Origin of the sequence: Streptomyces sp. NPDC006552, from assembly GCF_040611655.1 — a bacterium.
In the GTDB taxonomy this organism is placed as follows: Bacteria; Actinomycetota; Actinomycetes; order Streptomycetales; family Streptomycetaceae; genus Streptomyces.
Genome location: NZ_JBEXOS010000033.1, coordinates 60,855 through 85,976, shown reverse-complemented (window position 1 = coordinate 85,976; position 25,122 = coordinate 60,855). Strand labels below are relative to the sequence as shown.

At 71.9% G+C, this 25,122-nt stretch carries 24 protein-coding genes and 1 pseudogene; 20 read left to right on the top strand and 5 right to left on the bottom strand.

Annotation, left to right across the window (positions count from 1 at the left end; all coding sequences use genetic code 11):
• Positions 1-119: 119 nt before the first annotated feature.
• Together ABZY33_RS20250 and ABZY33_RS20245 are read right to left on the bottom strand one after the other, a co-directional pair.
• Positions 120-776, bottom strand: a pseudogene (locus ABZY33_RS20250) (TrkA family potassium uptake protein); the annotation flags it as partial.
• Positions 776-1,444 (bottom strand): TrkA family potassium uptake protein, encoded by a 669-nt coding sequence (locus tag ABZY33_RS20245; RefSeq protein ID WP_356492984.1) that lies wholly within the window; start codon positions 1,442-1,444, stop codon positions 776-778. The pseudogene ABZY33_RS20250 and the gene ABZY33_RS20245, both read right to left, overlap by 1 nt.
• Before the next feature lie 291 nt (positions 1,445-1,735).
• Here ABZY33_RS20245 and ABZY33_RS20240 point away from each other — a divergent pair, with 291 nt between their 5' ends.
• Both ABZY33_RS20240 and ABZY33_RS20235 read left to right on the top strand, forming a co-directional pair.
• Positions 1,736-3,781: an APC family permease gene (locus ABZY33_RS20240; RefSeq protein ID WP_356492983.1), complete on the top strand. Its 2,046-nt coding sequence runs from the start codon at positions 1,736-1,738 to the stop codon at positions 3,779-3,781.
• 121 nt (positions 3,782-3,902) lie between these two features.
• Positions 3,903-5,231 (top strand): class I SAM-dependent RNA methyltransferase, encoded by a 1,329-nt coding sequence (locus tag ABZY33_RS20235; RefSeq protein ID WP_356492982.1) that lies wholly within the window; start codon positions 3,903-3,905, stop codon positions 5,229-5,231.
• A gap of 212 nt (positions 5,232-5,443) precedes the next feature.
• Here the strand turns inward: ABZY33_RS20235 and ABZY33_RS20230 are convergent, their stop codons facing one another.
• A complete protein-coding gene (locus ABZY33_RS20230; protein ID WP_356492981.1) occupies positions 5,444-5,830 on the bottom strand; it encodes a hypothetical protein in 387 nt (128 codons plus the stop codon).
• A gap of 372 nt (positions 5,831-6,202) precedes the next feature.
• On the opposite strand from ABZY33_RS20230, the gene ABZY33_RS20225 reads away from it, so the two are divergent.
• Entirely contained in the window at positions 6,203-7,357 is a 1,155-nt protein-coding gene (locus tag ABZY33_RS20225; protein ID WP_356492980.1) for a hypothetical protein, read from the top strand.
• A 12-nt stretch (positions 7,358-7,369) separates the two neighbouring features.
• On the opposite strand, the gene ABZY33_RS20220 is transcribed toward ABZY33_RS20225, so the two are convergent.
• Positions 7,370-7,732, bottom strand: a complete 363-nt coding sequence (locus ABZY33_RS20220) for a DoxX family protein (RefSeq protein ID WP_356492979.1) — start codon at positions 7,730-7,732, stop codon at positions 7,370-7,372.
• A gap of 143 nt (positions 7,733-7,875) precedes the next feature.
• On the opposite strand from ABZY33_RS20220, the gene ABZY33_RS20215 reads away from it, so the two are divergent.
• Entirely contained in the window at positions 7,876-8,742 is an 867-nt protein-coding gene (locus ABZY33_RS20215) for a LysR substrate-binding domain-containing protein (RefSeq protein WP_356492978.1), read from the top strand.
• Between the two features lie 146 nt (positions 8,743-8,888).
• On the opposite strand, the gene ABZY33_RS20210 is transcribed toward ABZY33_RS20215, so the two are convergent.
• Positions 8,889-9,743: a helix-turn-helix transcriptional regulator gene (locus tag ABZY33_RS20210; protein WP_356492977.1), complete on the bottom strand. Its 855-nt coding sequence runs from the start codon at positions 9,741-9,743 to the stop codon at positions 8,889-8,891.
• A gap of 146 nt (positions 9,744-9,889) precedes the next feature.
• Here ABZY33_RS20210 and ABZY33_RS20205 point away from each other — a divergent pair, with 146 nt between their 5' ends.
• From ABZY33_RS20205 to ABZY33_RS20130, 16 genes are all read left to right on the top strand, one after another.
• Entirely contained in the window at positions 9,890-10,831 is a 942-nt protein-coding gene (locus tag ABZY33_RS20205; RefSeq protein WP_356492976.1) for an SDR family oxidoreductase, read from the top strand.
• Between the two features lie 180 nt (positions 10,832-11,011).
• Positions 11,012-11,242 (top strand): DUF2945 domain-containing protein, encoded by a 231-nt coding sequence (locus ABZY33_RS20200; protein WP_356492975.1) that lies wholly within the window; start codon positions 11,012-11,014, stop codon positions 11,240-11,242.
• The gene (locus tag ABZY33_RS20195; protein ID WP_356492974.1) at positions 11,239-11,580 is read left to right on the top strand and encodes a DUF3140 domain-containing protein; all 342 of its coding nucleotides are present in this window, start codon (positions 11,239-11,241) and stop codon (positions 11,578-11,580) included. The genes ABZY33_RS20200 and ABZY33_RS20195 overlap by 4 nt, the downstream gene beginning before the upstream one ends.
• Positions 11,581-11,667: 87 nt before the next feature.
• Positions 11,668-12,078, top strand: coding sequence for a VOC family protein (locus ABZY33_RS20190; RefSeq protein WP_356492973.1), 411 nt, complete (start codon positions 11,668-11,670; stop codon positions 12,076-12,078).
• Positions 12,079-12,144: 66 nt separating this feature from the next.
• Complete coding sequence (locus ABZY33_RS20185) at positions 12,145-14,532, top strand: excinuclease ABC subunit UvrA (protein ID WP_356492988.1); 2,388 nt, start codon at positions 12,145-12,147, stop codon at positions 14,530-14,532.
• A gap of 221 nt (positions 14,533-14,753) precedes the next feature.
• Positions 14,754-14,918 carry a hypothetical protein gene (locus tag ABZY33_RS20180; RefSeq protein WP_356492972.1) on the top strand — a complete coding sequence of 55 codons (165 nt, stop codon included), beginning with the start codon at positions 14,754-14,756 and terminating at the stop codon, positions 14,916-14,918.
• Positions 14,915-15,004, top strand: a complete 90-nt coding sequence (gene kdpF / locus ABZY33_RS20175) for a K(+)-transporting ATPase subunit F (protein WP_356492971.1) — start codon at positions 14,915-14,917, stop codon at positions 15,002-15,004. The genes ABZY33_RS20180 and kdpF overlap by 4 nt, the downstream gene beginning before the upstream one ends.
• Positions 15,005-15,012: 8 nt before the next feature.
• The gene (kdpA, locus tag ABZY33_RS20170; RefSeq protein ID WP_356492970.1) at positions 15,013-16,674 is read left to right on the top strand and encodes a potassium-transporting ATPase subunit KdpA; all 1,662 of its coding nucleotides are present in this window, start codon (positions 15,013-15,015) and stop codon (positions 16,672-16,674) included.
• Positions 16,675-16,769: 95 nt separating this feature from the next.
• Complete coding sequence (kdpB, locus tag ABZY33_RS20165; RefSeq protein ID WP_356492987.1) at positions 16,770-18,875, top strand: potassium-transporting ATPase subunit KdpB; 2,106 nt, start codon at positions 16,770-16,772, stop codon at positions 18,873-18,875.
• A gap of 24 nt (positions 18,876-18,899) precedes the next feature.
• Positions 18,900-19,550 (top strand): potassium-transporting ATPase subunit C, encoded by a 651-nt coding sequence (locus ABZY33_RS20160; protein WP_356492986.1) that lies wholly within the window; start codon positions 18,900-18,902, stop codon positions 19,548-19,550.
• A gap of 180 nt (positions 19,551-19,730) precedes the next feature.
• Complete coding sequence (locus ABZY33_RS20155) at positions 19,731-20,561, top strand: ATP-binding cassette domain-containing protein (RefSeq protein ID WP_356492969.1); 831 nt, start codon at positions 19,731-19,733, stop codon at positions 20,559-20,561.
• 143 nt (positions 20,562-20,704) lie between these two features.
• Complete coding sequence (locus tag ABZY33_RS20150) at positions 20,705-21,532, top strand: ABC transporter ATP-binding protein (RefSeq protein ID WP_356492968.1); 828 nt, start codon at positions 20,705-20,707, stop codon at positions 21,530-21,532.
• A gap of 12 nt (positions 21,533-21,544) precedes the next feature.
• The gene (locus ABZY33_RS20145; protein WP_356492985.1) at positions 21,545-22,882 is read left to right on the top strand and encodes an FtsX-like permease family protein; all 1,338 of its coding nucleotides are present in this window, start codon (positions 21,545-21,547) and stop codon (positions 22,880-22,882) included.
• Positions 22,883-22,987: 105 nt separating this feature from the next.
• Positions 22,988-23,374: a cell division protein SepF gene (locus tag ABZY33_RS20140; RefSeq protein WP_356492967.1), complete on the top strand. Its 387-nt coding sequence runs from the start codon at positions 22,988-22,990 to the stop codon at positions 23,372-23,374.
• Between the two features lie 124 nt (positions 23,375-23,498).
• A complete protein-coding gene (locus tag ABZY33_RS20135) occupies positions 23,499-24,668 on the top strand; it encodes an ATP-binding protein (protein WP_356492966.1) in 1,170 nt (389 codons plus the stop codon).
• Positions 24,665-25,033, top strand: a complete 369-nt coding sequence (locus ABZY33_RS20130) for a nucleotide pyrophosphohydrolase (RefSeq protein ID WP_356492965.1) — start codon at positions 24,665-24,667, stop codon at positions 25,031-25,033. The genes ABZY33_RS20135 and ABZY33_RS20130 overlap by 4 nt, the downstream gene beginning before the upstream one ends.
• Positions 25,034-25,122 lie beyond the last annotated feature (89 nt).

Below are 25,122 nucleotides of genomic sequence, written 5' to 3'. Positions count from 1 at the left end.
GGCGCGCCGCAGCGTGAGCCCCTCACCCTGCTCGTCGAATCCTCCGTCCCCCCGCCCCGCATGATCGTCTTCGGCGCGATCGACTTCCGCAAGGAGGAGCGGGCCCGCTCCCAGACCAGGCGGACCGACAAGAGGTCCTCCAGCTGCTCCTCGCGGGCCTGGGCGGCCACGAACAGCAGCTCGTCACCGGCCTCCAGGGAGTCCTCCTGGCTGGGGGCCAGGACGCGGGTGCCGCGGATGATCGTGACCAGGGACGTGTCCTGCGGCCACTGGACGTCACCGACCCGCGTGCCGGCCAGGGCCGACTCCGGCGGGAGCGTCAGCTCGACCAGGTTCGCGTCACCGTGGCTGAAGCGCAGGAGGCGGACCAGGTCGCCCACGCTCACCGCCTCCTCGACCAGCGCCGACATCAGGCGCGGGGTGGAGACGGCGACGTCCACGCCCCACGACTCGTTGAACAGCCACTCGTTCTTCGGGTTGTTGACGCGGGCGACCACCCGCGGCACCCCGTACTCGGTCTTCGCGAGCAGGGAGACGACGAGGTTCACCTTGTCGTCTCCGGTTGCCGCGATCACCACGTTGCAGCGCTGCAGCGCCGCCTCGTCGAGCGAGGTGATCTCGCAGGCGTCGGCGAGCAGCCACTCCGCCTGCGGGACGCGCTCGACCGAGATGGCCGTCGGCGCCTTGTCGACGAGGAGGACCTCGTGACCGTTCTCCAGCAGTTCGCCCGCGATCGAGCGGCCGACCGCCCCCGCTCCGGCAATGGCGACCCTCATCACTGACCGCCTTCCTCGGGGCCTTCGGCGAACGCCGCCTCGACCTTCTCGACCTCGTCCGTGCGCATCATCACGTGCACGAGGTCGCCCTCCTGCAGCACCGTCTGCGAGGTCGGCAGGATCGCCTCACCGAGCCGGGTGAGGAACGCCACGCGCACCCCCGTCTCCTCCTGGAGCCGGCTGATCTTCTGGCCCACCCACGAGTCCGAGGTGTGCACCTCGGCGAGCTGGACGCCCCCGGTGGGGTCGCGCCACAGCGGCTCCGCGCCGGACGGCAGCAGCCGGCGCAGCATCTGGTCGGCGGTCCAGCGGACCGTGGCGACCGTCGGGATGCCCAGCCGCTGGTAGACCTCGGCGCGGCGGGGGTCGTAGATCCGCGCCGCCACGTTCTCGATGCCGAACATCTCGCGGGCCACGCGGGCGGCGATGATGTTCGAGTTGTCACCGCTGGAGACGGCGGCGAAGGCGCCCGCCTCCTCGATACCGGCCTCGCGCAGGGTGTCCTGGTCGAAACCGACCCCCGTGACGCGCCGGCCGCCGAAGCCGGAGCCCAGACGGCGGAAAGCCGTGGGGTCCTGGTCGACCACGGCGACCGTGTGGCCCTGCTGCTCCAGGGTCTGGGCGAGCTGGGACCCCACTCGGCCACAGCCCATGATCACGATATGCACGGACCTACCCCGCACTCCTCATAGGCCTACTGACCTGCGTACACGTCCTGCTCATGGCTCTCTCTCGCGGATCGGTCCAGCCGGTGCGGCCTGCTCTGCGACGCGATGCGGAACTCTTCCCGGCTCGCGCTCGGGACCACCGTATCGGCAATGCGCGCCGAGTCCGCCCCCGCGTCGGCCCCCGGATCGGCCCGCCGCGGCCGCCGCCGCCGGCCGCTCCCGCGGCGGGTCCGTCCCCGATTCGGGGTGGTGGGTGGGCGGTCCCGCGTTCGAACGCTTACGATCCTCTGCGTGTCCAAACTGACCGACGTGCCCAAACGGATCTTGATCGGGCGCGCACTGCGCAGTGACCGGCTGGGAGAAACGCTCCTGCCGAAGCGCATCGCACTCCCCGTTTTCGCTTCCGACCCGCTCTCCTCCGTGGCGTACGCGCCGGGTGAGGTCCTGCTGGTCCTCTCCATCGCGGGCGTGTCGGCCTACCACTTCAGCCCCTGGATCGCGGTCGCGGTCGTCGTGCTGATGTTCACGGTCGTCGCCTCCTACCGGCAGAACGTGCACGCCTATCCCAGCGGCGGCGGCGACTACGAGGTGGCCACCACCAACCTCGGCCCGAAGGCCGGGCTCACCGTCGCCAGCGCCCTGCTCGTCGACTACGTCCTGACCGTCGCCGTCTCCATCGCCTCCGGCATCGAGAACCTCGGCTCCGCGGTCCCCTTCGTGGTCGAGCACAAGGTGCTCTGCGCCTGCGCCGTCATCGTCCTGCTGACCCTGATGAACCTGCGCGGCGTGAAGGAGTCCGGGAAGCTCTTCGCCATCCCGACCTACGTCTTCGTCGCGGGCGTCTTCATCATGATCGCCTGGGGCGCCTTCCGCGGAATCGTCCTCGGCGACGCCATGAAGGCACCCACCTCCGGCTACCACATCAAGGCCGAGCACCAGGGGCTCGCGGGCTTCGCGCTCGTCTTCCTGCTGCTGCGCGCCTTCTCCTCCGGCTGTGCGGCGCTCACCGGCGTCGAGGCGATCTCCAACGGTGTACCGGCGTTCCGCAAGCCCAAGTCGAAGAACGCGGCGTCCACGCTCGCGCTGATGGGCGCGCTCGCCGTGACCATGTTCTGCGGCATCATCGCGCTCGCCATGGTCACCAAGGTGCGGATGGCGGAGCACCCCGCGACGGACCTGATCCACAACGGCGTCGCGGTCGGTTCCGGCTACGTCCAGAACCCGGTGATCTCCCAGGTCGCCGAAGCCGTCTTCGGCAAGGGCAGCTTCCTGTTCATCATCCTCGCGGCGGCCACGGCCCTCGTCCTCTTCCTCGCCGCGAACACGGCCTACAACGGCTTCCCGCTGCTCGGCTCGATCCTCGCGCAGGACCGCTACCTGCCGCGCCAGCTGCACACCCGCGGCGACCGCCTCGCGTTCTCCAACGGCATCGTGCTCCTGGCCGGCGCCGCCATGCTCCTGGTCGTCATCTACGGCGCCGACTCGACCCGCCTGATCCAGCTCTACATCGTCGGCGTGTTCGTGTCCTTCACGCTCAGCCAGACCGGCATGGTCCGGCACTGGAACCGCCACCTGCGCGCGGAGCGGGACGCGGACAAGCGGCGCCACATGATCCGCTCCCGGGCGATCAACACGTTCGGCGCCTTCTTCACCGGCCTGGTCCTCGTGGTCGTCCTGGTCACGAAGTTCACGCACGGCGCCTGGGTCGCCCTGCTCGGCATGTGCATCTTCTACGCGACGATGACCGCGATCCGTAAGCACTACGACCGGGTCGCCGAGGAGATCGCCGCGCCGGAGACCCCCTCCGACGACAGCGTGCGCCCGTCCCGCGTCCACTCCATCGTCCTCGTCTCGAAGATCCACCGCCCCACCCTGCGGGCCCTGGCCTACGCCCGGCTGATGCGCTCGGACTCGCTCGAAGCGCTGAGCGTGAACGTCGACCCGGCCGAGACGAAGGCGCTGCGCGCGGAGTGGGAGCGGCGCGGCATCGACGTCCCCCTGAAGGTCCTCGACTCGCCCTACCGGGAGATCACCCGGCCGGTCATCGAGTACGTGAAGAGCCTGCGCCGGGAGTCGCCGCGCGACGCCGTCAGCGTGATCATCCCCGAGTACGTGGTCGGCCACTGGTACGAGCACCTGCTGCACAACCAGAGCGCGCTGCGGCTCAAGGGCCGGCTGCTGTTCACCCCGGGGATCATGGTGACGTCCGTCCCGTACCAGCTGGAGTCCTCCGAGGCCGCCAAGAAGCGGGCCCGCAGGCGCTCCGAATGGAGCGCGCCGGGTGCGGTGCGCCGCGGACCGGTGGAGAAGCGCCCGAAGGAGCCGAGCCACAAGTAGCGCTTCTTGTGAAGGTCGGCTCGTGGTGAGCGGCCGGGTGACAGCCACGTAGACTGGTGGGCTGTTGTCCGGCCGCTCACGCATGTGGCCGTTTCCCCCCTGAGGTACTGGAGCCCCCGCCATGCAGGCAGAAGAGAAGACGTCACTGGTGGGGGAGGAGTACGAGGTCGAGGTCGGGCCCGTCGCGCACGGCGGTCACTGCATCGCGCGCACGTCCGAGGGCCAGGTGCTCTTCGTCCGGCACACACTGCCCGGCGAACGGGTCGTGGCGCGGGTGACGTCCGGCGACGAGGGCGACCGCTTCCTGCGGGCCGACGCCGTGCGCGTCCTGGAGGCGTCCAAGGACCGCGTCGAGGCGCCCTGCCCGTACGCGGGCCCCGGCCGCTGCGGCGGCTGCGACTGGCAGCACGCGAAGCCGGGCGCACAGCGCCGCCTCAAGGGCGACGTCATCGCCGAGCAGCTCCAGCGGCTCGCGGGCCTCACCCCCGAGGAGGCCGGCTGGGACGGCACGGTGATGCCGGCCGAGGGCGACAAGCTGCCGCCGGGCCAGGTGCCGCAGTGGCGTACGCGGATGCAGTACGCGGTCGACGAGGACGGCAACGCCGGACTGCGCCGCCACCGCTCGCACGAGGTCGAGCCGATCGAGTTCTGCATGATCGCCGCGGAGGGCGTCTCCGAGCTGGGGATCGAGAAGCGGGACTGGTCGGGCATGGAGTCCGTCGACGCGATCGCGGCGACCGGCTCCCAGGACCGCATGGTGATCCTGGAGCCGAAGCCCGGCGCCCGGCTGCCCCTGGTCGAGCTGGACAAGCCGGTCTCCGTCATGCGCGTCGAGGAGAAGGACGGCGGCGTTCACCGCGTCCACGGCCGCGCCTTCGTCCGCGAGCGTGCCGACGACCGTACGTACCGGGTCGGCAGCGGCGGCTTCTGGCAGGTCCACCCGCAGGCGGCGCAGACGCTGATGCGCGCCGTGATGCAGGGCCTGCTCCCGCGCAAGGGCGACACGGCGCTCGACCTCTACTGCGGGGTCGGCCTCTTCGCGGGCGCGCTCGCGGACCGCGTCGGGGAGAAGGGCGCGGTGCTCGGCATCGAGTCCGGCAAGCGCGCGGTGGAGGACGCCCGGCACAACCTCGCGGCGTTCGACCGGGTCCGCATCGAGCAGGGCAAGGTCGACGTGGCCCTGCCCCGCACCGGCATCACCGAGGCCGACCTCATCGTCCTGGACCCGCCGCGCGCGGGCGCGGGCAAGAAGACGGTGGCGCACCTCGCGACGCTCGGGGCACGGCGGATCGCGTATGTGGCGTGCGATCCGGCGGCGCTGGCGCGGGATCTGGGGTATTTCCGGGAGGGGGGTTATCGGGTGCGGTCGCTTCGGGCGTTCGATCTGTTTCCGATGACGCATCATGTGGAGTGCGTGGCGATTTTGGAGCCGGTGAAGAAAGACGCCTGAGCTGGGGGGGGCTGTGCGTGCACCTTGTGTGCGGTGCGGGCGCTACGGGCGATGTCCAAACGCTGGGATGGCGCTCGTGCCCATCCGTCGCGCCGGGCCGACCGATGCGAGGCTCGGGGTCGCCCCGGTACCCGGAAGTAGTGGCGCGCGCCTGCGCTGAGCGGGCCGCGGACGCGTCCGGCGGCCCGCTCATGTCAGGTGTCGGTGGTGCCTCAGCGGTGGACGTTGACCTTCACGACCGGGGAGGTGGCGCCGCCGCCGACGATGCGCAGGGAGTTCTGGCCGATCAGGCCGAGCTTGACGCGCAGGTTGTAGGCGCCGTTGTGGTTGGTGGTCATGGTGATGGGCAGCGCCACCCAGCGCTTGCCCTGCATCTGCTGGAGTGTCATGCGGGTGCCCGCGCGCAGGTGCTGCGTGGTGCCGTAGACGCGGAACTGCTGCCACGCCCGTACGCTGCCGGCGGTCGCCTTCGCGCTGATCGAGGGGCGCGCGGCCTGGACCGTAGAGACGGGCGGGGCCGAGATCGCTGCGGACGCGGGGCCGGCCAGCACCGCCAGGGCGGAGAGGGCGGCTGCGGACGCGTACTTCATGCGGTTCATGTGGTTCATGTAGTTCAACTCGCTGTTCTTGTGCGGTGGTTGCCGGAGCTGCGGAGGTTGTGGGCGCCGTAGGCGCGCTCAAAACCTACGCAAATCGGGTAGTCCGCCCGCGACAGCAACACGCGTGACCCCGCGAATGCCCCGCGCTTTCCGTCCGGAGAGTCTTCGTTCGGCCCTGCCGCGCTGTCCCACCTGGGGGTGAACTCGCTCAGGATTCGTCCGGTCGTGGCGGCCTGCGTCTCGCCGGGGCGCACAACGACTCCGGCCGGAAAAGGCAGGGGCCCGGCCCCGGTCCCGGTCGGGGCGACTCCCCGCGGTGAGAGGTGCGGGTTGCGTAGGGTCTTGGGGGCGGCCGCGTATGAGGGGGAGCGTATGAGTGAGCAGCCGGTGTTCGTGCTGGGGCGGGAGTTGCAGTCGCTGGAGCTCGCGGAGTTCGCGACGGAGGCGGAGTTCCAGGAGCTGCTCGCGCGCCATCCCCGGGTGCTGGATTTCGGGGCGCTGGCCGACGGCCGGCCGCTGCGGCTGGTGCTGGTGGCGCGGGAGATGAGGGTGCCGTCGAGCGCGGAGGGCGGGGCGGCGTACTGGCTGGACCATCTCTTCGTCGACGCCGACGGTGTGCCGACTCTGGTGGAGGTCAAGCGGGCCACCGACACCCGAATTCGGCGTGAGGTCGTGGGTCAGATGCTGGACTACGCGGCGAACGCCGCCCGTTACTGGCCCGCCGCCCTCTTGCAGCGTTCCTTCGAGGACTCCTGCCTCCAGGGCGGGCGCGCACTGGAGGAGGTGTACGGGGAGCTTCTGGGCGAGCGTTCCGCGGACGAGTTCTGGACGACGGTCGAGGAACGTCTGGCCGCCGGGCAGATGCGGCTGTTGTTCGTCGCCGACCGGATTCCGCTGGAACTGCGGGCGATCGTCGAGTTCCTGAACCGGCAGCTGAGGCAGACGGATGTGTACGCGGTCGAGCTGACCCAGTACCGGGGCGGCGGAGACCTCCGGGTCCTCGTCCCGCGCATCCACGGGGAGGTCGCCACGGCGGCCAAGTCCCCCGCCGGCCGCCGCACCGCACAGCGGACCACACGGGCCGACATGGAAGCGGTGATCGGGTCCCGCCCGGATCCGGAGGTACGGCGGACCGCCGCCGCTCTGCTGGGTCACGCGGCGGCCCACGGGCGGCCGGAGGGCGGAACGGCCAAGTACCGGAGCATGTCCGCCTATTACCCGGTGGCCGGGCGGCAGGTGCCGGTCTGGACCCTGTCCTTGCAGGAGGGCCCCGTGCGCGACGACCTGTCCTTCGCCTTCGGGTCGATCACGCACCATCTGGGCCCCGAGGGTGCTGCGGCCTTCGCGGCTTCCCTGCCCGCCCTGCCTGAGCTGGCGGACAAGCTGGAGGCACTGCCGGCCAAGGGATACAACGCCTGGCCGTCGGTCTCCTTGGCGTCCCTCGCCGCCGAACCCGACGCCCTGGAACGGATCCTGTCCGCGATCCAGTCCCTCATGGTCATGGGGTCATGTGGCGCTCCTTCATAGCGTCACGTCCGCTCACCACCACGTGGTCGCCAGCCACATCGTCACCGCCGCCGTCACGACGAGCCCGAGGTTGAGGACGACCTTGCGGTCCGCCATGCGCAGGTGGACCCCGATCGCGGCGCCTTGCAGGACCGTGAAGCCGACGGCCGCCGCGAACGCCAGCCAGGGCGCTGTGCCGGTCAGGGGTGGCAGGATCAGGCCGAGCGCACCGAGTACCTCGACGGTTCCGATCGCCCTGACGGACGGCATCGGCATGGAGTCCACCCAGGCCATCATCGGCCGGAGCCGGTCGCGGCTGCGGATCAGTTTCACTCCGCCCCCGTAGAAGTAGAAGAGGGCGAGCAGACCGGCGACGATCCAGTAGGCGACGTTCACGGAGTTCCTTTCGAGGCCGAGGCCGGGAGCGGTGCAACCGTTCTTCGTTTCCCGGTCGCTCCCTCCTCGATTGCACGGCCGCGGCCGTCGCCGTGTCCAAGACTCATCGCGGAGAGGCGATACCCGGCGGGTATCGTCGCAGGATGGAGCTGCGGACCCTGCGTTATTTCGTGGCCGTCGCCGAGGAACTGCACTTCGGTCGCGCCGCCACCCGGCTGCACATGACGCAGCCGCCGCTGAGCCGGGCGGTCCGGCGGCTGGAGGCGGACGTCGGCGCCGTGCTGTTCGAGCGGGCGCCCTCCGGTGTCTCGCTCACCACAGCGGGCGAGGTGCTGCTCGCCGAGGCGCGCGACCTGCTCGACCAGGCCGAGCTGCTGCGCGAACGTGTCGCCGCCGCGGCCGGCTCCGCCTCTCTCACCGTCGGTCTGCTCGGTGACAGCACCGACGCCGATGTGCGCCGGGTGGCCGACGCCTACCGGCTGCGTCACCCGCACGTCGAGGTGCGCATCCGCGAGACCGGCCTGGCCGATCCGACCTGCGGACTGCACGCCGGGCTGGTCGATATCGCCCTGACCCGCGCGCCGTTCGACCCGACCGGGCTGACCGTACGGGAGTTGCGCGCCGACCCGGTGGGGGCGCTGCTGCGCGCCGACGATCCGCTGGCCGGCCGGGACGCGCTGCACCTGGCGGAGCTGGCGGACCGGCGCTGGTTCGTCTTCCCGGACGGCACCGATCCGCTCTGGCAGGCGTACTGGAGCGGGGGTGAGGTTCGCGAGGGGCCGGTGGTGCGGGCGGTGCAGGAGTGCCGGCAGGCCGTGCTCTGGAACGGGACCGTCGGCATGACGCTCCTGGCCCACGCGCCGGGGACCGGGCTCGCCGTGGTGCCGGTGGCCGACATGGAACCGAGCCGTGCGGTGGTGGCCTGGCGGGAGGGGGAGAACAACCCGCTGGTGCGGTCGTTCGCCGCGGTCGCGGGCGTCGCGTATGCCGGTGGCGGGGGTGGCTCCTGACTGCCGGTGGGGGGGGCGGGTGCGCCGGCCGGCGTCGAAGTCCCGGTCTGTCGACGGCGGGTGGCCCTCGGGCGCGTCTCCCGACGGGCTGCGTCAGCAGCCGCCGCCCCCGCCAACGCAACGGGTCGCCGCCGACCCGCCCCCGCCTACAGCGCCGGCCGCCCCCACTCCTGATCCCCGATGACGGACAGCAGCCGCAGCTTCTCGTGGCTCTCGGTGCCAGGGGTGGCCGTGTAGACGATCAGCAGGTGCGACTGGTGCGGGTCCACGAGGGTCTGGCAGGTCAGGTCCAGTGCGCCGACCTCGGGGTGGACGAAGTGCTTCACCTCGCTCGGGCGGATGCCGATCTCGTGTGCCGCCCACACCTCGCGGAACTCCTCGCTGCGCGCCAGCAGCAGATCGGCGAGGCGGGCCGCGCGGGAACCGGGGCCCCGCAGCGTGACCGCCCCGCGCAGACCCGAGGCGAACATGCGGCTGAGGAAGGCGTGGTCCTCGGGTGCGTAGCGCCGGCGGGTGGCGGGGTCGGTGAACCAGCGGTAGCCGATGCTGCGGGCCGGTCCGGTGTACGCGGTCAGGTCGCCGGTGAGCGCGACGCCCGGCGGGGTCTGCCGCAGCGTCTCGCCGAGTTCGGTGACGATCTCCGCGGGCGTGTCCCGCAGGCGGTCGAGGATGCGCAGCAGGCCCGGGCCGATGTGTTCGCTGTCCGCACCCCGCGGGGGCGGGTGGTGCCCGGCGAGCCGGAACAGGTGGTCGCGCTCGTCGAGGGAGAGGTGGAGCCCCTGCGCGATGGAGGCGAGCATCTGTTCGGACGGCTGGGGTCCGCGCTCGCGTTCGAGCCGCGCGTAGTAGTCGGCCGACATGTGGCACAGAGCGGCGACCTCCTCCCGCCGCAGCCCGCTCGTCCTGCGGCGGCTGCCGCGCGGCAGACCGACGTCCTCGGGCTGCAACGACTCCCGGCGCCGCCGCAGGAACGCCGCGAGACCTGCCCGGTCGATCACCATCCGCGCCTCCTTCGACGCCCCTTTCTACCCTCCCCGCCTCACCGCAGCCACGGACCGCTGATCCCCCCTTCGTCCGTTGCCGCCGCTCCCGCGGTGGCCGACGCTGGGTGGTGCCCCGCCGTCCGACCCGAGCCAGGAGCCGTCCCATGCCCCGCGCATCCCTCGACATCACCGTCCCCGACCTGTCCGGCAGGCGCGCCGTCGTCACCGGGGCCAGCGACGGTCTCGGGCTCGGCATCGCCACGCGGCTCGCCGCCGCCGGGGCCGAGGTGCTGCTGCCCGTCCGCAACACGCGCAAGGGCGAGGCCGCCCTCACCACGATCCGCCGGGCCGTGCCCGGCGCGGACGTGGCACTGCGGACGCTGGACCTGTCCTCGCTCGCCTCCGTCGAAACCCTGGGCGCGGCCCTGCGCGAGGAGGACCGGCCGATCCACCTCCTCGTCAACAACGCCGGCGTGATGACCCCGCCGCACCGGCAGACGACCGCCGACGGGTTCGAGCTGCAGTTCGGCACCAACCACCTCGGTCACGCCGCCCTCGTCGCCCACCTGCTGCCCCTGCTGCGCGCCGGCCGCGCCCGGATCACCTCGCAGGTCAGCGTGGCCGCGAACCAGCACGCCATCCACTGGTCCGACCTGAACTGGGACCACTCCTACGACGGCATGAAGGCCTACAGCCAGTCGAAGATCGCCCTGGGCCTCTTCGGCCTCGAACTCCACCGGCGCAGCCGCGCCCACGGCTGGGGCATCACCAGCAACCTCTGCCACCCCGGCGTCGCCCCGACCAGCCTGCTCGCCGCCCGTCCCGAGGTCGGCCGCGCCCAGCACACCCGGGGCTTCCGCGTCATCCGGGCCCTGTCGTCCCGCGGCCTCCTCCTCGGCACGGTCCGGTCCGCGGGGCTCCCCGCGCTCTACGCCACGACGTCGCCCGAGGCGCGGGGCGGCGGCTTCTACGGTCCGCGCGGCCTCGGCCACCTGGGCGGCCCGCCGGGCGAGCAGAGGCTCTACTCCCGCCTGCGCGACGTGGAGGAGGCGGAGCGCGTGTGGCAGGTGACGCAGGAGCTGACGAAGGTGCCCTTCCCGGAGTAGGTCCGCCCCCGAAGGACGAAGGTGCCCCTCCCGGCACAGCCGCACCCCGCCCCCGTCCGAGTGCGCCGCGGCCCGAACGACGGGAAAGTGAGAGACGGCGTCCACCAGGCCGTCCACCGGGGCGTCCACCAGTGCGTGACGTCCTTCATCAGGGGGCCGGAACCGAAGGAGCGTACGGTCGTGGCGAAGGGCAAGAAGCTCAGCAAGGGTGACAAGGTCTCCTGGAGCAGTCATGGGCAGACCGTTCCGGGGACCGTGAAGAAGAAGATCACCGGGCGGGCCGAGGTGGCGGGACGTACCGTCGACGCCTCGAAGGACGAGCCGCAGTACGAGGTCGAGAGCGACAAGTCCGGCCGCAACGCCGTCCACAAGCCCGAATCCCTGCGCAAGAAGAAGAACAGCGGCTCATGAGCGGGAAGAGCGACGACGAACGGCAGGACACCGTCGAGGAGTTCGGCGCGGTGGTCAACATGACACCCGCCGCCCTCAAGAAGTGGCTGGACACGGACGACTCCAAGAGCGTCGGCCAGTCGGACGGCGACGGCGAGAGCGTCGGGCACGCCTCCGGACGGCGCATCGTCTCCCTCCTGGAGAAGAAGAAGGCCGACCTCACCGACGACGACATCGCCCACATGCGCAAGGTCGTCGGCTACGTCCACCGCCATCTCGAGCAGCGGCCGTCGGGCGACGTCACGCGGACGCGGTGGCGGTACTCGCTGATGAACTGGGGCCACGACCCCGAGAAGTGACTTGGCCGCCGGGGCAACCGGCCGGCCGGTCCGGTCGGTCAGGAACGGAGAAGCCCTCCGGCCCCGGCCCGCCCTAGCGTTGCGGGCATGGACCTCACCATCCACCTCACCTTCCTCCCGCACGACGACCCGGCGGCCTCGCTCGCCTTCTACCGGGACCTCCTCGGCTTCGAGGTGCGCGACGACGTCGGCTACGACGGGAAGCGGTGGCTCACCGTCGGGCCCGTCGGGCAGCCGCGGACGGCCATCGTGCTGGAGCCGCCGGCCATGGAGCCGGGGCTGACCGAGGACGAGCGGCGCACCATCCTCGGGATGATGGCGGGAGGCACCTACGCCCGGATCACCCTCGCCACCACCGACCTCGACGACACCTTCGAGCGGGTGCTGGCCGGCGGCGCCGAAGTCGTGCAGGAGCCGATCGCGCAGCCGTACGGCGTGCGGGACTGCGCCTTCCGCGACCCCGCGGGCAACCTGGTCCGCTTCACCGAGCTGAACTGACCCCGCACGCCCGCCCCTCCGGTAATACTGCTGCTCGCAGCCGGGTGCCCGACGTATGGAGACATGATGACCAAGGCCAGCAGGACCGGTACCGCGGCGGAGCGGCACATCGCCGACAGCCACGATCTGATCCGGGTGTACGGCGCCCGGGAGAACAACCTCAAGGACGTCAGCGTCGAGCTGCCCAAGCGGCGGCTCACCGTCTTCACCGGTGTCTCCGGATCGGGCAAGAGCTCTCTGGTCTTCCACACGATCGCCGCCGAGTCGCAGCGGCTGATCAACGAGACGTACAGCGCCTTCGTACAGGGCTTCATGCCGACGCTCGCCCGGCCCGAGGTCGACGTGCTGGACGGGCTGACGACCGTGATCACCGTCGACCAGCAGCGGCTCGGCGCTGACCCGCGCTCCACGGTCGGCACGGCGACGGACGCCAACGCGATGCTGCGCATCCTCTTCAGCCGGCTCGGCACGCCGCACATCGGCTCGCCCAAGGCGTTCTCCTTCAACGTCGCCTCGATCAGCGGCGCCGGCGCGGTCACCGTCAAGCGCGGCGGCCAGGACGTGAAGGAGCGGCGCAGCTTCAGCATCACCGGCGGCATGTGCCCGCGCTGCGAGGGCCGGGGGGCGGTCACCGACATCGATCTGACCGCGCTGTACGACGAGACCAAGTCGCTCAACGAGGGCGCCCTGACCATTCCCGGGTACAGCATGGACGGCTGGTACGGGCGCATCTTCAGCGGCTGCGGGTTCTTCGACCCGGACAAGCCGATCGCCCGGTTCACCAAGCGGCAGCTGCACGACCTGCTGTACAAGGAGCCGACGAAGATCAAGGTCGACGGGATCAACCTCACGTACGAGGGCCTGATCCCCAAGCTCCAGAAGTCGATGCTCTCCAAGGACGTCGACTCGTTGCAACCGCACATCCGGGCGTTCGTGGAGCGGGCCGTCACCTTCAGCGTCTGCCCGGAGTGCGACGGCACGCGGCTCAGCGAAGGCGCCCGGTCCTCGAAGATCGAGGGGATCTCCATCGCCGACGCCTGCGCGATGGAGATCCGGGACCTGGCCGCGTGGGTGCGGGGACTGGCGGAGCCGTCGGTGGCGCCGCTGCTCGACTCGCTGCGCCAGACCCTGGAGTCGTTCGTGGAGATCGGCCTCGGCTACCTCTCGCTCGACCGGCCCGCCGGCACCCTCTCCGGCGGTGAGGCGCAGCGCGTCAAGATGATCCGCCACCTCGGGTCGTCGCTCACCGACACGACGTACGTCTTCGACGAGCCGACCACCGGCCTGCACCCGCACGACATCCAGCGGATGAACGAGCTGCTCCTGCGGTTGCGGGACAAGGGCAACACCGTGCTCGTCGTCGAGCACAAGCCCGAGATGATTGCGATCGCCGACCATGTGGTGGACCTCGGGCCCGGTGCCGGCGCGGGCGGCGGCCGCGTCTGCTTCGAGGGCACTGTCGACGGGCTGCGCGCCTCCGACACCGTCACCGGGCGGCACTTCGACGACCGCTCCGCCCTGAAGGAGGAGGTGCGCAAGCCGACCGGCGCGCTGGAGATCCGCGGCGCCTCGACGCACAACCTCCAAGGCGTCGATGTCGACATCCCGCTCGGGGTGCTGACCGTCGTGACCGGGGTCGCCGGGTCCGGCAAGAGTTCGCTGGTGCACGGTTCGCTCCCGGCCGGCGAGGGTGTCGTCTCGGTCGACCAGTCGGGCATCCGGGGTTCGCGGCGCAGCAACCCGGCGACCTACACCGGCCTGCTCGAACCGGTCCGCAAGGCGTTCGCGAAGGCCAACGGTGTGAAGCCCGCCCTGTTCAGCGCCAACTCCGAGGGCGCCTGCCCCACCTGCAAGGGCGTCGGCGTCGTCTACACCGACCTGGCGATGATGGCGGGCGTGGCGACGACCTGCGAGGAGTGCGACGGCAAGCGGTTCGACGCCTCCGTGCTCGAGTACCGCTTCGGCGGCCGTGACATCAGCGAGGTGCTCGCCATGCCGGTGGCCGAGGCCGAGGAGTTCTTCGGCGCGGGCGACGCGCGGACGCCGGCCGCGCACAAGATCCTGGAACGGCTGAAGGACGTCGGGCTCGGCTACCTCACCCTGGGCCAGCCGCTCACCACGCTCTCCGGCGGCGAGCGCCAGCGCCTCAAGCTGGCCACGCACCTGGGGGAGAAGGGCGGCGTGTACGTCCTCGACGAGCCGACGGCCGGGCTGCACCTCGCCGACGTCGAGCAGTTGCTCGCGCTGCTCGACCGGCTCGTCGACGCCGGCAAGTCGGTGATCGTGGTCGAGCACCACCAGGCCGTCATGGCGCACGCCGACTGGATCATCGACCTCGGTCCCGGCGCGGGCCACGACGGCGGCAAGGTCGTTTTCGAGGGCACCCCCGCCGACCTCGTCGCCCACCGCGAGACCCTCACCGGGGAGCACCTCGCGCGCTACGTCGGCGCCTGACCCCGGCGCCAACACCCCGGACGACAGCGATACGCGTGTGGCCCGTCCCGCCCGGGGCGGGCCACACGGCACACGGGGCCGCGCGCCCGAGCCCACCCGCTCCAGGCCCCCGGGGGCCGTGCACCGCCCCCCACCCGTATGAGACGCGTCAAAGCGGCGTACGACCCCGTATGAGAGCCGTCAACAGGGACCGGAACCGGCCGTGGCCGGGGGTTTCCTCGATGTGTCCGGACACACCGAGCGTCGCGTCCGGCACCGCACACCCGTCCCTGTCCCTTTCGCCTCTCATCCGGGAGCTCACGATGGCCGATCTGGCCTTCGTCGTCACCACGATCGCGGTCTTCGCGCTGGTGGCCCTCGTCGCCAAGGGGGTGACCAAGCTGTGACCGCCGAACACGTCGTCGGGCTCGTCGTGGCCGTCGCCCTGCTGGGCTATCTCGTCCTCGCCCTCATCCACCCGGAGAGGTTCTGAGCGCCGACATGAGCCCCGTCCTCGCCGGAGTCCTCCAGTTCCTCGCCCTGTGCGCGGCGCTGGCTCTGGCCTACCGTCCCCTCGGCGACCACATGGCCCGGGTCTACTCCTCCGTCAAGCACCTGCGGGTGGAGAAGTGGATCTACCGGGGCATCGGCGCCGACCCGGACACCGCGATGCGCTGGCCCGCCTACCTGCGCGGCGTCCTCGCCTTCTCCGCCGTCGGCGTCCTCTTCCTCTACGCGCTGCAGCGCCTCCAAGGCTCGCTGCCCGGCTCGCTCGGCTTCCGGTCGATCGATCCCGACCAGGCGTTCAACACGGCCGCGTCCTTCGTCGCCAACACCAACTGGCAGTCGTACGCGGGCGAGCAGGCCATGGGCCACGTCGTGCAGACCGGCGGCCTCGCCGTGCAGAACTTCGTCTCGGCGGCCGTCGGGATCGCCGTGGCCGTCGCGCTCGTCCGCGGCTTCGCCCGCGCCCGCACCGGTGAACTGGGCAACTTCTGGGCCGACCTGGTCCGGGGCGTCGTCCGGATCCTGCTCCCGATCGCCGTGCTCGCCGCGCTCGTCCTGGTCGCCTGCGGCGCGATCCAGAACTTCGCCGGCATCCACGACGTCGGCCAGTTCACCGGCGGCAGCCAGCAGTGGAACGGCGGCGCGGTCGCCTCCCAGGAAGCCATCAAGGAGCTGGGCACCAACGGCGGCGGCTACTTCAACGCCAACTCCGCTCACCCCTTCGAGAACCCGAACGGCTTCACCAACCTCTTCGAGGTCTTCCTCATCCTCGTCATCCCCTTCGCGCTGACCCGCACCTTCGGCCGCATGGTCGGCTCGCTCCGGCAGGGGTACGCGATCCTCGCCACGATGGCGACGATCTGGGTCGTCTTCACCGGCCTGATGATGTGGACCGAGTCCGCCCACCACGGGCCCGCGTTCGAGCTGGCGGGCGGCGCCATGGAAGGCAAGGAGAATCGTTTCGGCATCGCCGGCTCCTCGATCTTCGCGGTCGCCACGACGCTCACCTCGACCGGTGCCGTCAACTCCTTCCACTCCTCCTTCACCGGCCTCGGTGGCGGCATCACCCTGCTGGGCATGCAGCTCGGCGAGATCGCGCCCGGCGGCACCGGCTCCGGCCTCTACGGCATGCTGATCATGGCGGTCATCGCGGTGTTCCTCGCCGGTCTGATGGTCGGCCGCACGCCCGAGTACCTGGGCAAGAAGATCGGCACCCGCGAGATCACGTTCGCGGCCTGCTACATCCTGATCACACCGGCCCTCGTACTGACCTTCACGGCCCTCTCGACGGCTCTGCCGACGCCGGGGAACTCGATGCTCAACGGCGGCGCGCACGGCTTCTCCGAGATCCTCTACGCCTTCACCTCCGGCGCCAACAACAACGGTTCGGCCTTCGCGGGGCTGAGCGCCGACACCGACTGGTTCAACACCACGACGGGCCTCGCGATGCTCCTCGGCCGGTTCCTGCCGATGGTCTTCGTCCTCGCGCTCGCCGGTTCGCTGGCCGGGCAGCGGCCGGTCCCGGCCACCGCGGGCACGCTGCGCACGAACAAGCCGCTCTTCACCGGCCTGCTGGCCGGCACGGTCCTCGTCGTCACCGGCCTGACCTACTTCCCGGCGCTCGCCCTCGGCCCGCTCGCGGAAGGCCTCGCGTGATGAGCACCGACACCGAGAACAACAAGAGCACCGAGAACAACCAGAGCACCGAGAACAACAAGAGCACCGAGCACACCGAGAATCCAGAGGGTTCCATGGCCATGACCACTCCTACGCGGGCGCCGCACCCGGACGCGCCGACCGGGCGCCCGGCCCGGCAGGAAGGCGACGGCAGGGTCGGGGCGGGTCGCTTCGACTCCCGGCAGCTCCTGAGGTCGCTGCCGGACGCCTGCCGCAAGCTCGACCCGCGCGTCATGGTCAAGTCGCCCGTGATGTTCGTGGTGCTGGTCGGCTCGGTCCTGACGACGGTGTTCTCCTGCACGGACCCCTCCGACTGGTTCGGCTGGACGATCAGCGCCTGGCTCTGGCTGACGGTGGTCTTCGCCAACCTGGCGGAGGCCGTCGCGGAGGGCCGCGGCAAGGCCCAGGCCGACACGTTGCGCAAGGCCAAGACCGACACCGTCGCGCGCCGGCTGGCGGGCACCGGCGAGGAGCGGGTCCCCGGCACGGAGCTGAAGGTCGGCGACCTCGTCGTCTGCGAGGCCGGTGACACCGTGCCCGGCGACGGCGATGTCGTCGAGGGCGTCGCGTCCGTCGACGAGTCGGCCATCACCGGCGAGTCCGCCCCCGTCATCCGCGAGTCCGGCGGGGACCGCTCGGCCGTCACCGGCGGGACCAAGGTGCTCTCCGACCGCGTCGTCATCAAGATCACGACGAAGCCCGGCGAGACGTTCATCGACCGCATGATCAACCTGGTCGAGGGCGCCGCCCGGCAGAAGACGCCGAACGAGACGGCGCTCAACATCCTCCTCGCCTCCCTCACGATCGTCTTCCTGCTCGCGGTCGCCACGCTGCCGCCGTTCGCGGACCACGCGGGCACTCACCTGAGCATGGTCGTCCTGGTCGCCCTGCTGGTCTGCCTCATCCCGACCACCATCGGCGCCCTGCTCTCCGCGATCGGCATCGCGGGCATGGACCGCCTGGTGCAGCGCAACGTCCTCGCCATGTCCGGCCGGGCGGTCGAGGCCGCCGGGGACGTCTCCACCCTCCTGCTCGACAAGACCGGCACCATCACCCTCGGCAACCGCCGGGCCGCCGCGTTCCTGCCGGTCAGCGGCGCCACCGAGGCACAGCTCGCCGACGCGGCGCAGCTCTCCTCCCTGGCGGACGAGACACCCGAGGGCCGCTCGGTCGTCGTCCTCGCCAAGGACGCGTACGGCCTGCGCGAGCGCCACCAGGGCGAGCTGACCGGCGCCACCTGGATCGAGTTCACCGCCCAGACCCGGATGTCGGGCGTGGACATCGACCGACGCAGGATCCGCAAGGGCGCGGCGGGCGCGGTCATCGCCTGGGTCACGGAGCGGGGAGGCGATGTCGCGCCCGATACGCGGGAGTTGACGGAACGGATCTCCGAAGCCGGTGGCACGCCGCTGCTCGTGGCCGTCGAGGACGCCGGGGGCGCGCGCGTCCTGGGCGTCATCCACCTCAAGGACGTCGTCAAGGAAGGCATGCGCGAGCGGTTCACCGAGCTGCGCCGCATGGGCATCAGAACCGTCATGATCACGGGCGACAACCCGCTGACGGCCAAGGCCATCGCCGACGAGGCGGGCGTCGACGACTTCCTCGCCGAGGCCACGCCCGAGGACAAGATGGCGCTCATCAAACGCGAGCAGGCGGGCGGCAAGCTGGTCGCGATGACCGGGGACGGCACGAACGACGCCCCGGCCCTCGCCCAGGCGGACGTCGGCGTCGCGATGAACACGGGCACCTCGGCGGCGAAGGAGGCCGGCAACATGGTCGACCTCGACTCGGACCCGACCAAACTCATCGAGATCGTCGAGATCGGCAAACAACTCCTCATCACCCGAGGCGCGTTGACCACGTTCTCCATCGCCAACGACGTCGCCAAGTACTTCGCGATCATCCCGGCGCTGTTCGCGGCGGTCTACCCGGGCCTGGACAAGCTCAACATCATGCGCCTGTCCTCGCCGGACTCCGCGATCCTGTCGGCCGTCATCTTCAACGCGCTCGTCATCATCGCCCTGGTGCCGCTCGCTCTCAAGGGCGTCCGGTACCGCCCGGTGAGCGCGGACCGGCTGCTGCGGCGCAACCTCGGGATCTACGGCCTCGGCGGCCTGGTCGCCCCCTTCGTCGGCATCAAGGTCATCGACCTGCTCCTCTCCCTCGTCCCCGGGCTGTAGCTTCCCGAAAGCGTGCTGATCACCATGAACAACTCCGTAGGAAACACCGGCCGGTTGCTCTGGGCCGGCCTGCGCGCCCTGACCGTCCTGACGGTCGTCACCGGCGTCCTCTACCCGCTCGCGGTCACCGGCGTCGCCCAGGCCGCCTTCCCCGGCAAGGCCAACGGCTCCGAGATCACCTCCGGCGGCAAGGTCGCCGGCTCCTCCCTCATCGGGCAGACCTACCTCACTGAGGACGGCGCGCCGGACCTGCGCTGGTTCCAGCCCCGGCCGTCGAACGGCCTCGGCGAGAACAGCGTCAACACGCGGTACCGGCTGCTCGTCTCCGGCGCCACCAACCTCGCCGGCGACAACAAGGAGCTGGTCCGGCAGGTCGAGGAGGCCCGGGCCGCCGTCGTCGCGGACAACTCCACGGCGACGTACACCGTGCGGGCCTGCGACATCCCGGCCGACGCCGTCACCTCCTCGGCCTCGGGCCTGGACCCGGCGATCTCCCCGCGCTACGCCGACCTCCAGGTGCACCGCGTCGCCGAGCGCAACCACCTGCCTCTCGCGCGGGTCCAGCGGCTCGTCGACGACCACAAGGACGGCCGCGTCCTCGGCTTCATGGGCGAGCCCACCGTCAATGTGCTCGAACTGAACGTGGCCCTGCGGGGGCTGACCGCCGGGGGCTGACGCGCCGGCCATGCTGGTCGCGGCGGGTGCCCGGCGACAGCGGCGGCCGGTGGAACCCGGGGGCCACCGGCCGGTGGCCCCCGCGGTCGCCCGGGACCCGTCCACGACTCGGACGCCGCCGCGGGTAAATGTCACCTACAGCTACTCTTCGGCCGGTACGCGACACGGCGGGAGGCGCCCATGGACGGGACGGACGAGCAGGTCGGCGGCGCACAGGACGGACGCGTCGTCGCCGCCCTGGGCGGGGTGAGCATGCGCCGCCTCACCACCGGCCAGGTCATCCTCGACGGCATCGACTGGACCGTGCGCTCCGGCGAGCACTGGGCGCTGCTCGGGCCGAACGGGGCGGGCAAGACGAGCATCCTGCGCCTCATCGGCGCCACCGCGTTCCCCACCACCGGCACCGTCGAGGTCCTCGGCCACCGGCTCGGCCGCGTCGACGTACGCGAGCTGCGCGCCCACCTCGGCCACGTCTCCACCTCCCAGCGCGTCCCGCAGGACCTCACCGGCCACACCGTCGTCCTCACCGGCCACACCGGCACCGTCCAGCCGCTCTGGAAGTCCTACGACGGCCAGGTGCGCGAGCGCGCCCACCAGCTCCTCGCCGAACTCCAGATCAAGGAGCTGGCCGACCGCGCCTACGGCGTCTGCTCCGGCGGCCAGCGCGCCCGCCTCCTCGTCGCCCGCGCCCTCATGGCGGACCCGGCGCTGCTGCTGCTCGACGAACCGTTCAACGCGCTCGACCTGCCCTCGCGCGAGGACCTCATCGACACGATGCGGCAACTCGCCGCCGGCCGGCCGGGGCTGGCGACCGTGACCGTCACCCACCACCTGGAGGAGCTCTCCCCGGCGATCAGCCACGCGCTGCTCCTGCGCGAGGGCCGCGTCCTCGCGCGCGGCACCGTCGGCGAGGTCCTGACGGCCGAGCGCATGACGGCCTGCTTCGGCCGCCCCATCGAGGTCACGCGGCACGCGGGCCGGTGGCTGGCCCGCTCGGGCGGACTCGGCTAGGACCGGCCCTGGGGGCCGGGCGCGCATCCCGGGTGTACGTAGCGACACCCCTGGTCCGGGTCGTACGCCTCCTGTGCTGCCCGGCCGTCGTCCCTAGCGTCGTAGGTGAGGCGCACGGGGCGCCGGACGAGGGGATCGGCGACATGCGACACAGCCAGCGACAGGAACGGACCGCCACGGACGGCCGCGGTGAGGCACTGCGCCTCGTCAAGGTCACCAAGACGTACGGCGCGGCGGCGGACGGCACCCTGGTCACCGCGCTCGACGACGTCACTCTCAGCCTGGCCACCGGCAGCTTCACGGCCGTGATGGGGCCGTCCGGCTCGGGCAAGTCGACGCTGCTGCACTGCGCGGCCGGCCTCGACCGCCCCGACAGCGGCCTGGTCGTGGTCGACGGCGAGGAGATGACGGGCGGACCCGGCCCGGCCCGCGGCGAGGCGGCTCTCACCAGGTTCCGCCGCACCCGCATCGGCTTCGTCTTCCAGCAGTACAACCTGCTGCCCACCCTCACCGTCGCGCAGAACACGGTCCTGCCGCTCCGGCTCGCCGGCCGGCGCGTGCACCGCGCGCAGGCCGAGCGGATCCTCACCGGCATGGGCCTCGGGGACCGGCTCGGGCACACCCCCGACCAGCTCTCCGGAGGCCAGCGCCAGCGCGTCGCCATCGCCCGCGCCCTGGTCACCGAACCCGCCGTGGTCTTCGCGGACGAACCGACCGGCGCCCTCGACACCCGCAGCGCCCGCGACGTGCTGCGGCTGCTCCAGGAGGCGGTGCGGCTGCACGGCCGGACCGTGGTGATGGTGACGCACGACCCGGTCGCGGCGTCGTACGCGGACACCGTGCAGTTCCTCGCCGACGGCCGCCTCGCCGGACAGCTGCGCGCCCCGACGGCCGAACGGATCGCCGAACGGCTCGCCCACCTCGGCGACGACATCGTCGGAACCCACGCCACGACCACGACAGGGGTGTGAGCCATGTTCACCATGCTCGGCCTCGCGGCGCGCTCCGTACGGCAGCGTCCCGGCCGCTTCCTTGCGACGCTTCTCTCCGCGTTCCTGGGGGCCGCCATCATCATGACGTTCAACTCCCTGCACGACACGGCGGCCGCGAACCCCGCCGACCAGGCCGGCACGGACACCCTCACCACCGCGGCGAACGTCGTCGGCGGCTACGGCACCCTCCTCGTCTTCTTCGCCATCGCCTCGACCCTGACGGTCACCGTCCACCAACGCGCCGAGGAGATGCGCCTGTTGCGCTCCACCGGCGCCACGCCCGGCCAGCTCGCCCGCATGGTCGTCGGCGAGGCCGTCGTGGTCGCCCTGGCGGGCGTACTCCTCGCCGTGGGCCCCGCCGTGCTCGGCGGCACCGTCCTGCTCGACGTCTTCAAGGACAGCGGCCAGGTCGCCGCCGCGGTCGACTACTCCTTCGGCCCGGTCGCTCTGCTGTCCGGCGTCGGGGTCTCGCTCCTCGCCGCCACCGGCGCGGCCCTCCTCGCGGTGCGCCGGGCCACGAAGGAGGCGCCCGGCGGCCCGCGGAAGGCGGACAGGAAGCGGAAGTTCGCCGCCGGGGCGGCGCTGGCGGCAGGCGCGCTCGCGGTGAGCAGCACCTTCGCCATGCAGCCGACCGACGCGGCCCTGATGGCGGCGCCCGCCTACGGAGCGATCCTGCTCTCCGTCGGCCTCGCGCTGGTCTCCACGAACCTGCTGCGCGCCGTCCTCGGCCGCCTCGACCCCCTCCTGACGGCGCTCGCCGGCGCGAGCGGCTACCTGAGCGTGCGGACCCTGCGCCGGCGGGCCCCGGAACTCTCCGGCATCCTCATGCCGTTGATCCTCTTCACCGCCATCGCCACCGCGACGCTGTACATGCAGGGCGTCGAGAACGACGCGATCAAGGCATCGGGGCTGACCCGCTCGGTGGAGGACAAGAGCCTGGAGACGCTCAACCTCACCGTGGTCGGCATCATCGCCGTCTTCGCCTGCCTCATGCTGGTCAACTCGCTCTACGCCGCCACGGCCCACCGCGTGCGCGAATTCGGTCAGCAGCGCCTGGCCGGCGCGACCCCCGCCCAGGTGCTGGCGACCGTCGCGCTGGAAGGCGTCGTCCTGACCGTCACCGGAGTGTTCTTCGGCACACTCGCGGCGCTGGCCGGCATCGTCCCGTTCACCGCCGTGCGCACCGACGGGCTGCTGCCCGGACGCGGGCCCGGCATCTGGATCGCGGTGGTGGCCACCGCCGCCGCGGCCACCCTGGTCACCGCCCTGGTCACCGCACGGCGCGGGATCCGGGTGCCCGCGGTGGCGGCCGTCGCCGCGGCCGGATGAGGCTCCGGTGTGTACCGGTCCGTGTCGGTGTTGGGCTGAACGGGTGACATGGCGTAAGAATTGACCGGTGCAGACATCAGTGCGAGCCCGGACGGGGTGGGGGCAGTGAACGGCCACGACGTCACCGACGAACAGTGGGAAGGGCTCGCCCAGGTCGTACCGCTGCGCAGCCGCAACGAGTGGCCGTCGGCGGTCGGCCACCGGGCGCTCCCCGAACCCGAGACCGAACCGCGCCGCCGCTTCGTGGTCCTGCGGGTCAACGTCTTCGGCGACGCGCGCGAGGTCGCCGAGACCGTCATGTCCGGCATCCCGGTCCTGCTCGACCTGTCGGGCGCCGAGAGCGACACGGCCAAGCGGGTCCTGGACTTCAGCAGCGGCGTCGTCCTCGGCCTCGGCTGCGGCATGCACCGCGTCGACCGGAACGTCTTCCTGCTGGCCCCGCCCGGGACCGAGGTCCAGGGCCTGGTGGCGGGAGCGGGCGCCCTCTCCTGACGGCGCCGAGGCCGCCCCGGGCCCGCCGATCCGGTTGGCAAGCCCGGACGGCATAGTCCCCCGATCGTAGGAAGGTCGGGGGAGGGAACGGTTCTGCGGACGCCGGGCCCCCTACGTTCACCGCATGACCGAGCTCCACCGGGGCAGGCCCCCGTCGCCCCCCGGTGTCTCCCCGGACCGCCCGCACGTGACCGAACTGCGGCTGTCGGCCTTCGCCCGGCACCGCGCCGCCACCGTCCCGCTCGGCCCCTTCACCGTGCTGACCGGCCCGAGCGGCGCCGGCAAGTCCACCGCGCTGCGGGCCCTGGAGGCCCTCGCCGGGCTCGGCGGGGGAGCGAGCCTGGCCGATGTGTTCCCCGACCCGGTGCGCTACGTCCCCGAAGGCGCCCGGCCCGACGCCCAGCACCGCCGCGGCTTCCGCATCGGCTGCACCGTCGAGGGGCCGGCCGGACCGGTCCGCCTGGACCTCGCCGTCCAGGCCGAGCCCGAACTGCGGATCGTCGGCGAGCGGTTGACCGGCCCCGGCGTCACCTACCTGGAGACCGCGCTGCGCGACCCCGGCCGGCGCGACGTCCAGGCCGCCTGGCACACCGCCGGCTCCGTGCCCGTGACGCGCGGCCCGCTCCCCGACGACCTGCTCGGTACGGCCCTGCTGCCGCTGCGCGTCGCGGGGCGCACGGAAGGGCAGCGGCGCGTCCTCGCCGCCGCCGAGCAGACCGTGGTGGGGCTGCGCTCGGTCTTCGCCTGCGACCCGGCCCCGGCCCGCATGCGAACCCCGGCCCCGACCCGCGCCGACCGGCTCCGCGGCAGCTGCGACAACCTCGCGACGGTGCTGCGCCGCACCCGCGCCGAATGCGGCATCCGGCACGGGCTCCTCGTCACCGCGGCCCGGGCGGGGCTCGCGGGCCCGGTGGCGGACGTGCTGGCCGAGCGGCGGCCCGACGGCGCCGTGCGGACCGTCATCGACCGCGGCGACGGCACCCGGACCCCGGTGGAGCGGCTGGCGGACGGCGAGTTGCGCTACCTGGCCCACGCCCTGGTCCTGCTGACCGGACCCGGGGTCCTGGACGTCGACACGGTGGCCGAGGTGCCCGAGGCCTACCAGACCCTCACCGTGCTCGCGGACGGTCTCGACCGCGGCCTCGACCCGGCCCAGAGCGCCGAACTCGTCGCGCTGGCGGGGCGGATGTGCGCCCGCGGCCACATCAGGCTCGTCGCCGCGGTCGGCGAGGACGGGCCCGCGGACCGGGCGGCGCGGACGCACGGCGCGACGGTGGTAGACCTGAGGCCGTGACAGACACGACCGACGACAAGCGCCCCCTCGACGTGGCGACACTCCAGACCCGGCTCGCCCGCTTCGCCGCCGCACGGAACTGGGAGCCCTTCCACACCCCGAAGAACCTGGCCGTCGCGCTCAGCGTCGAGGCGGCCGAACTGGTCGAGATCTTCCAGTGGTTGACGCCCGAGCAGTCGGAGCGCGTGATGGACGACCCCGGGTCGGCGCACCGCGTCGAGGACGAGGTCGCGGACGTCCTCGCGTATCTGCTGCAACTGTGCGAGGTCCTCGGCATCGACGCGCTGGCCGCGCTCGCGGCGAAGATCGATCGCAACGAGAGCCGCTTCCCCGCGACGGCCGACCGTCACTCTCCGGAGTCATAGAAATATCCACAACGCCCGCTGGGTGCACAGATTTCGGGCTTCCTCTGGCTTTTCGTCTCGCAGGCCCTCACTCTGGGTAGTGAACAAGG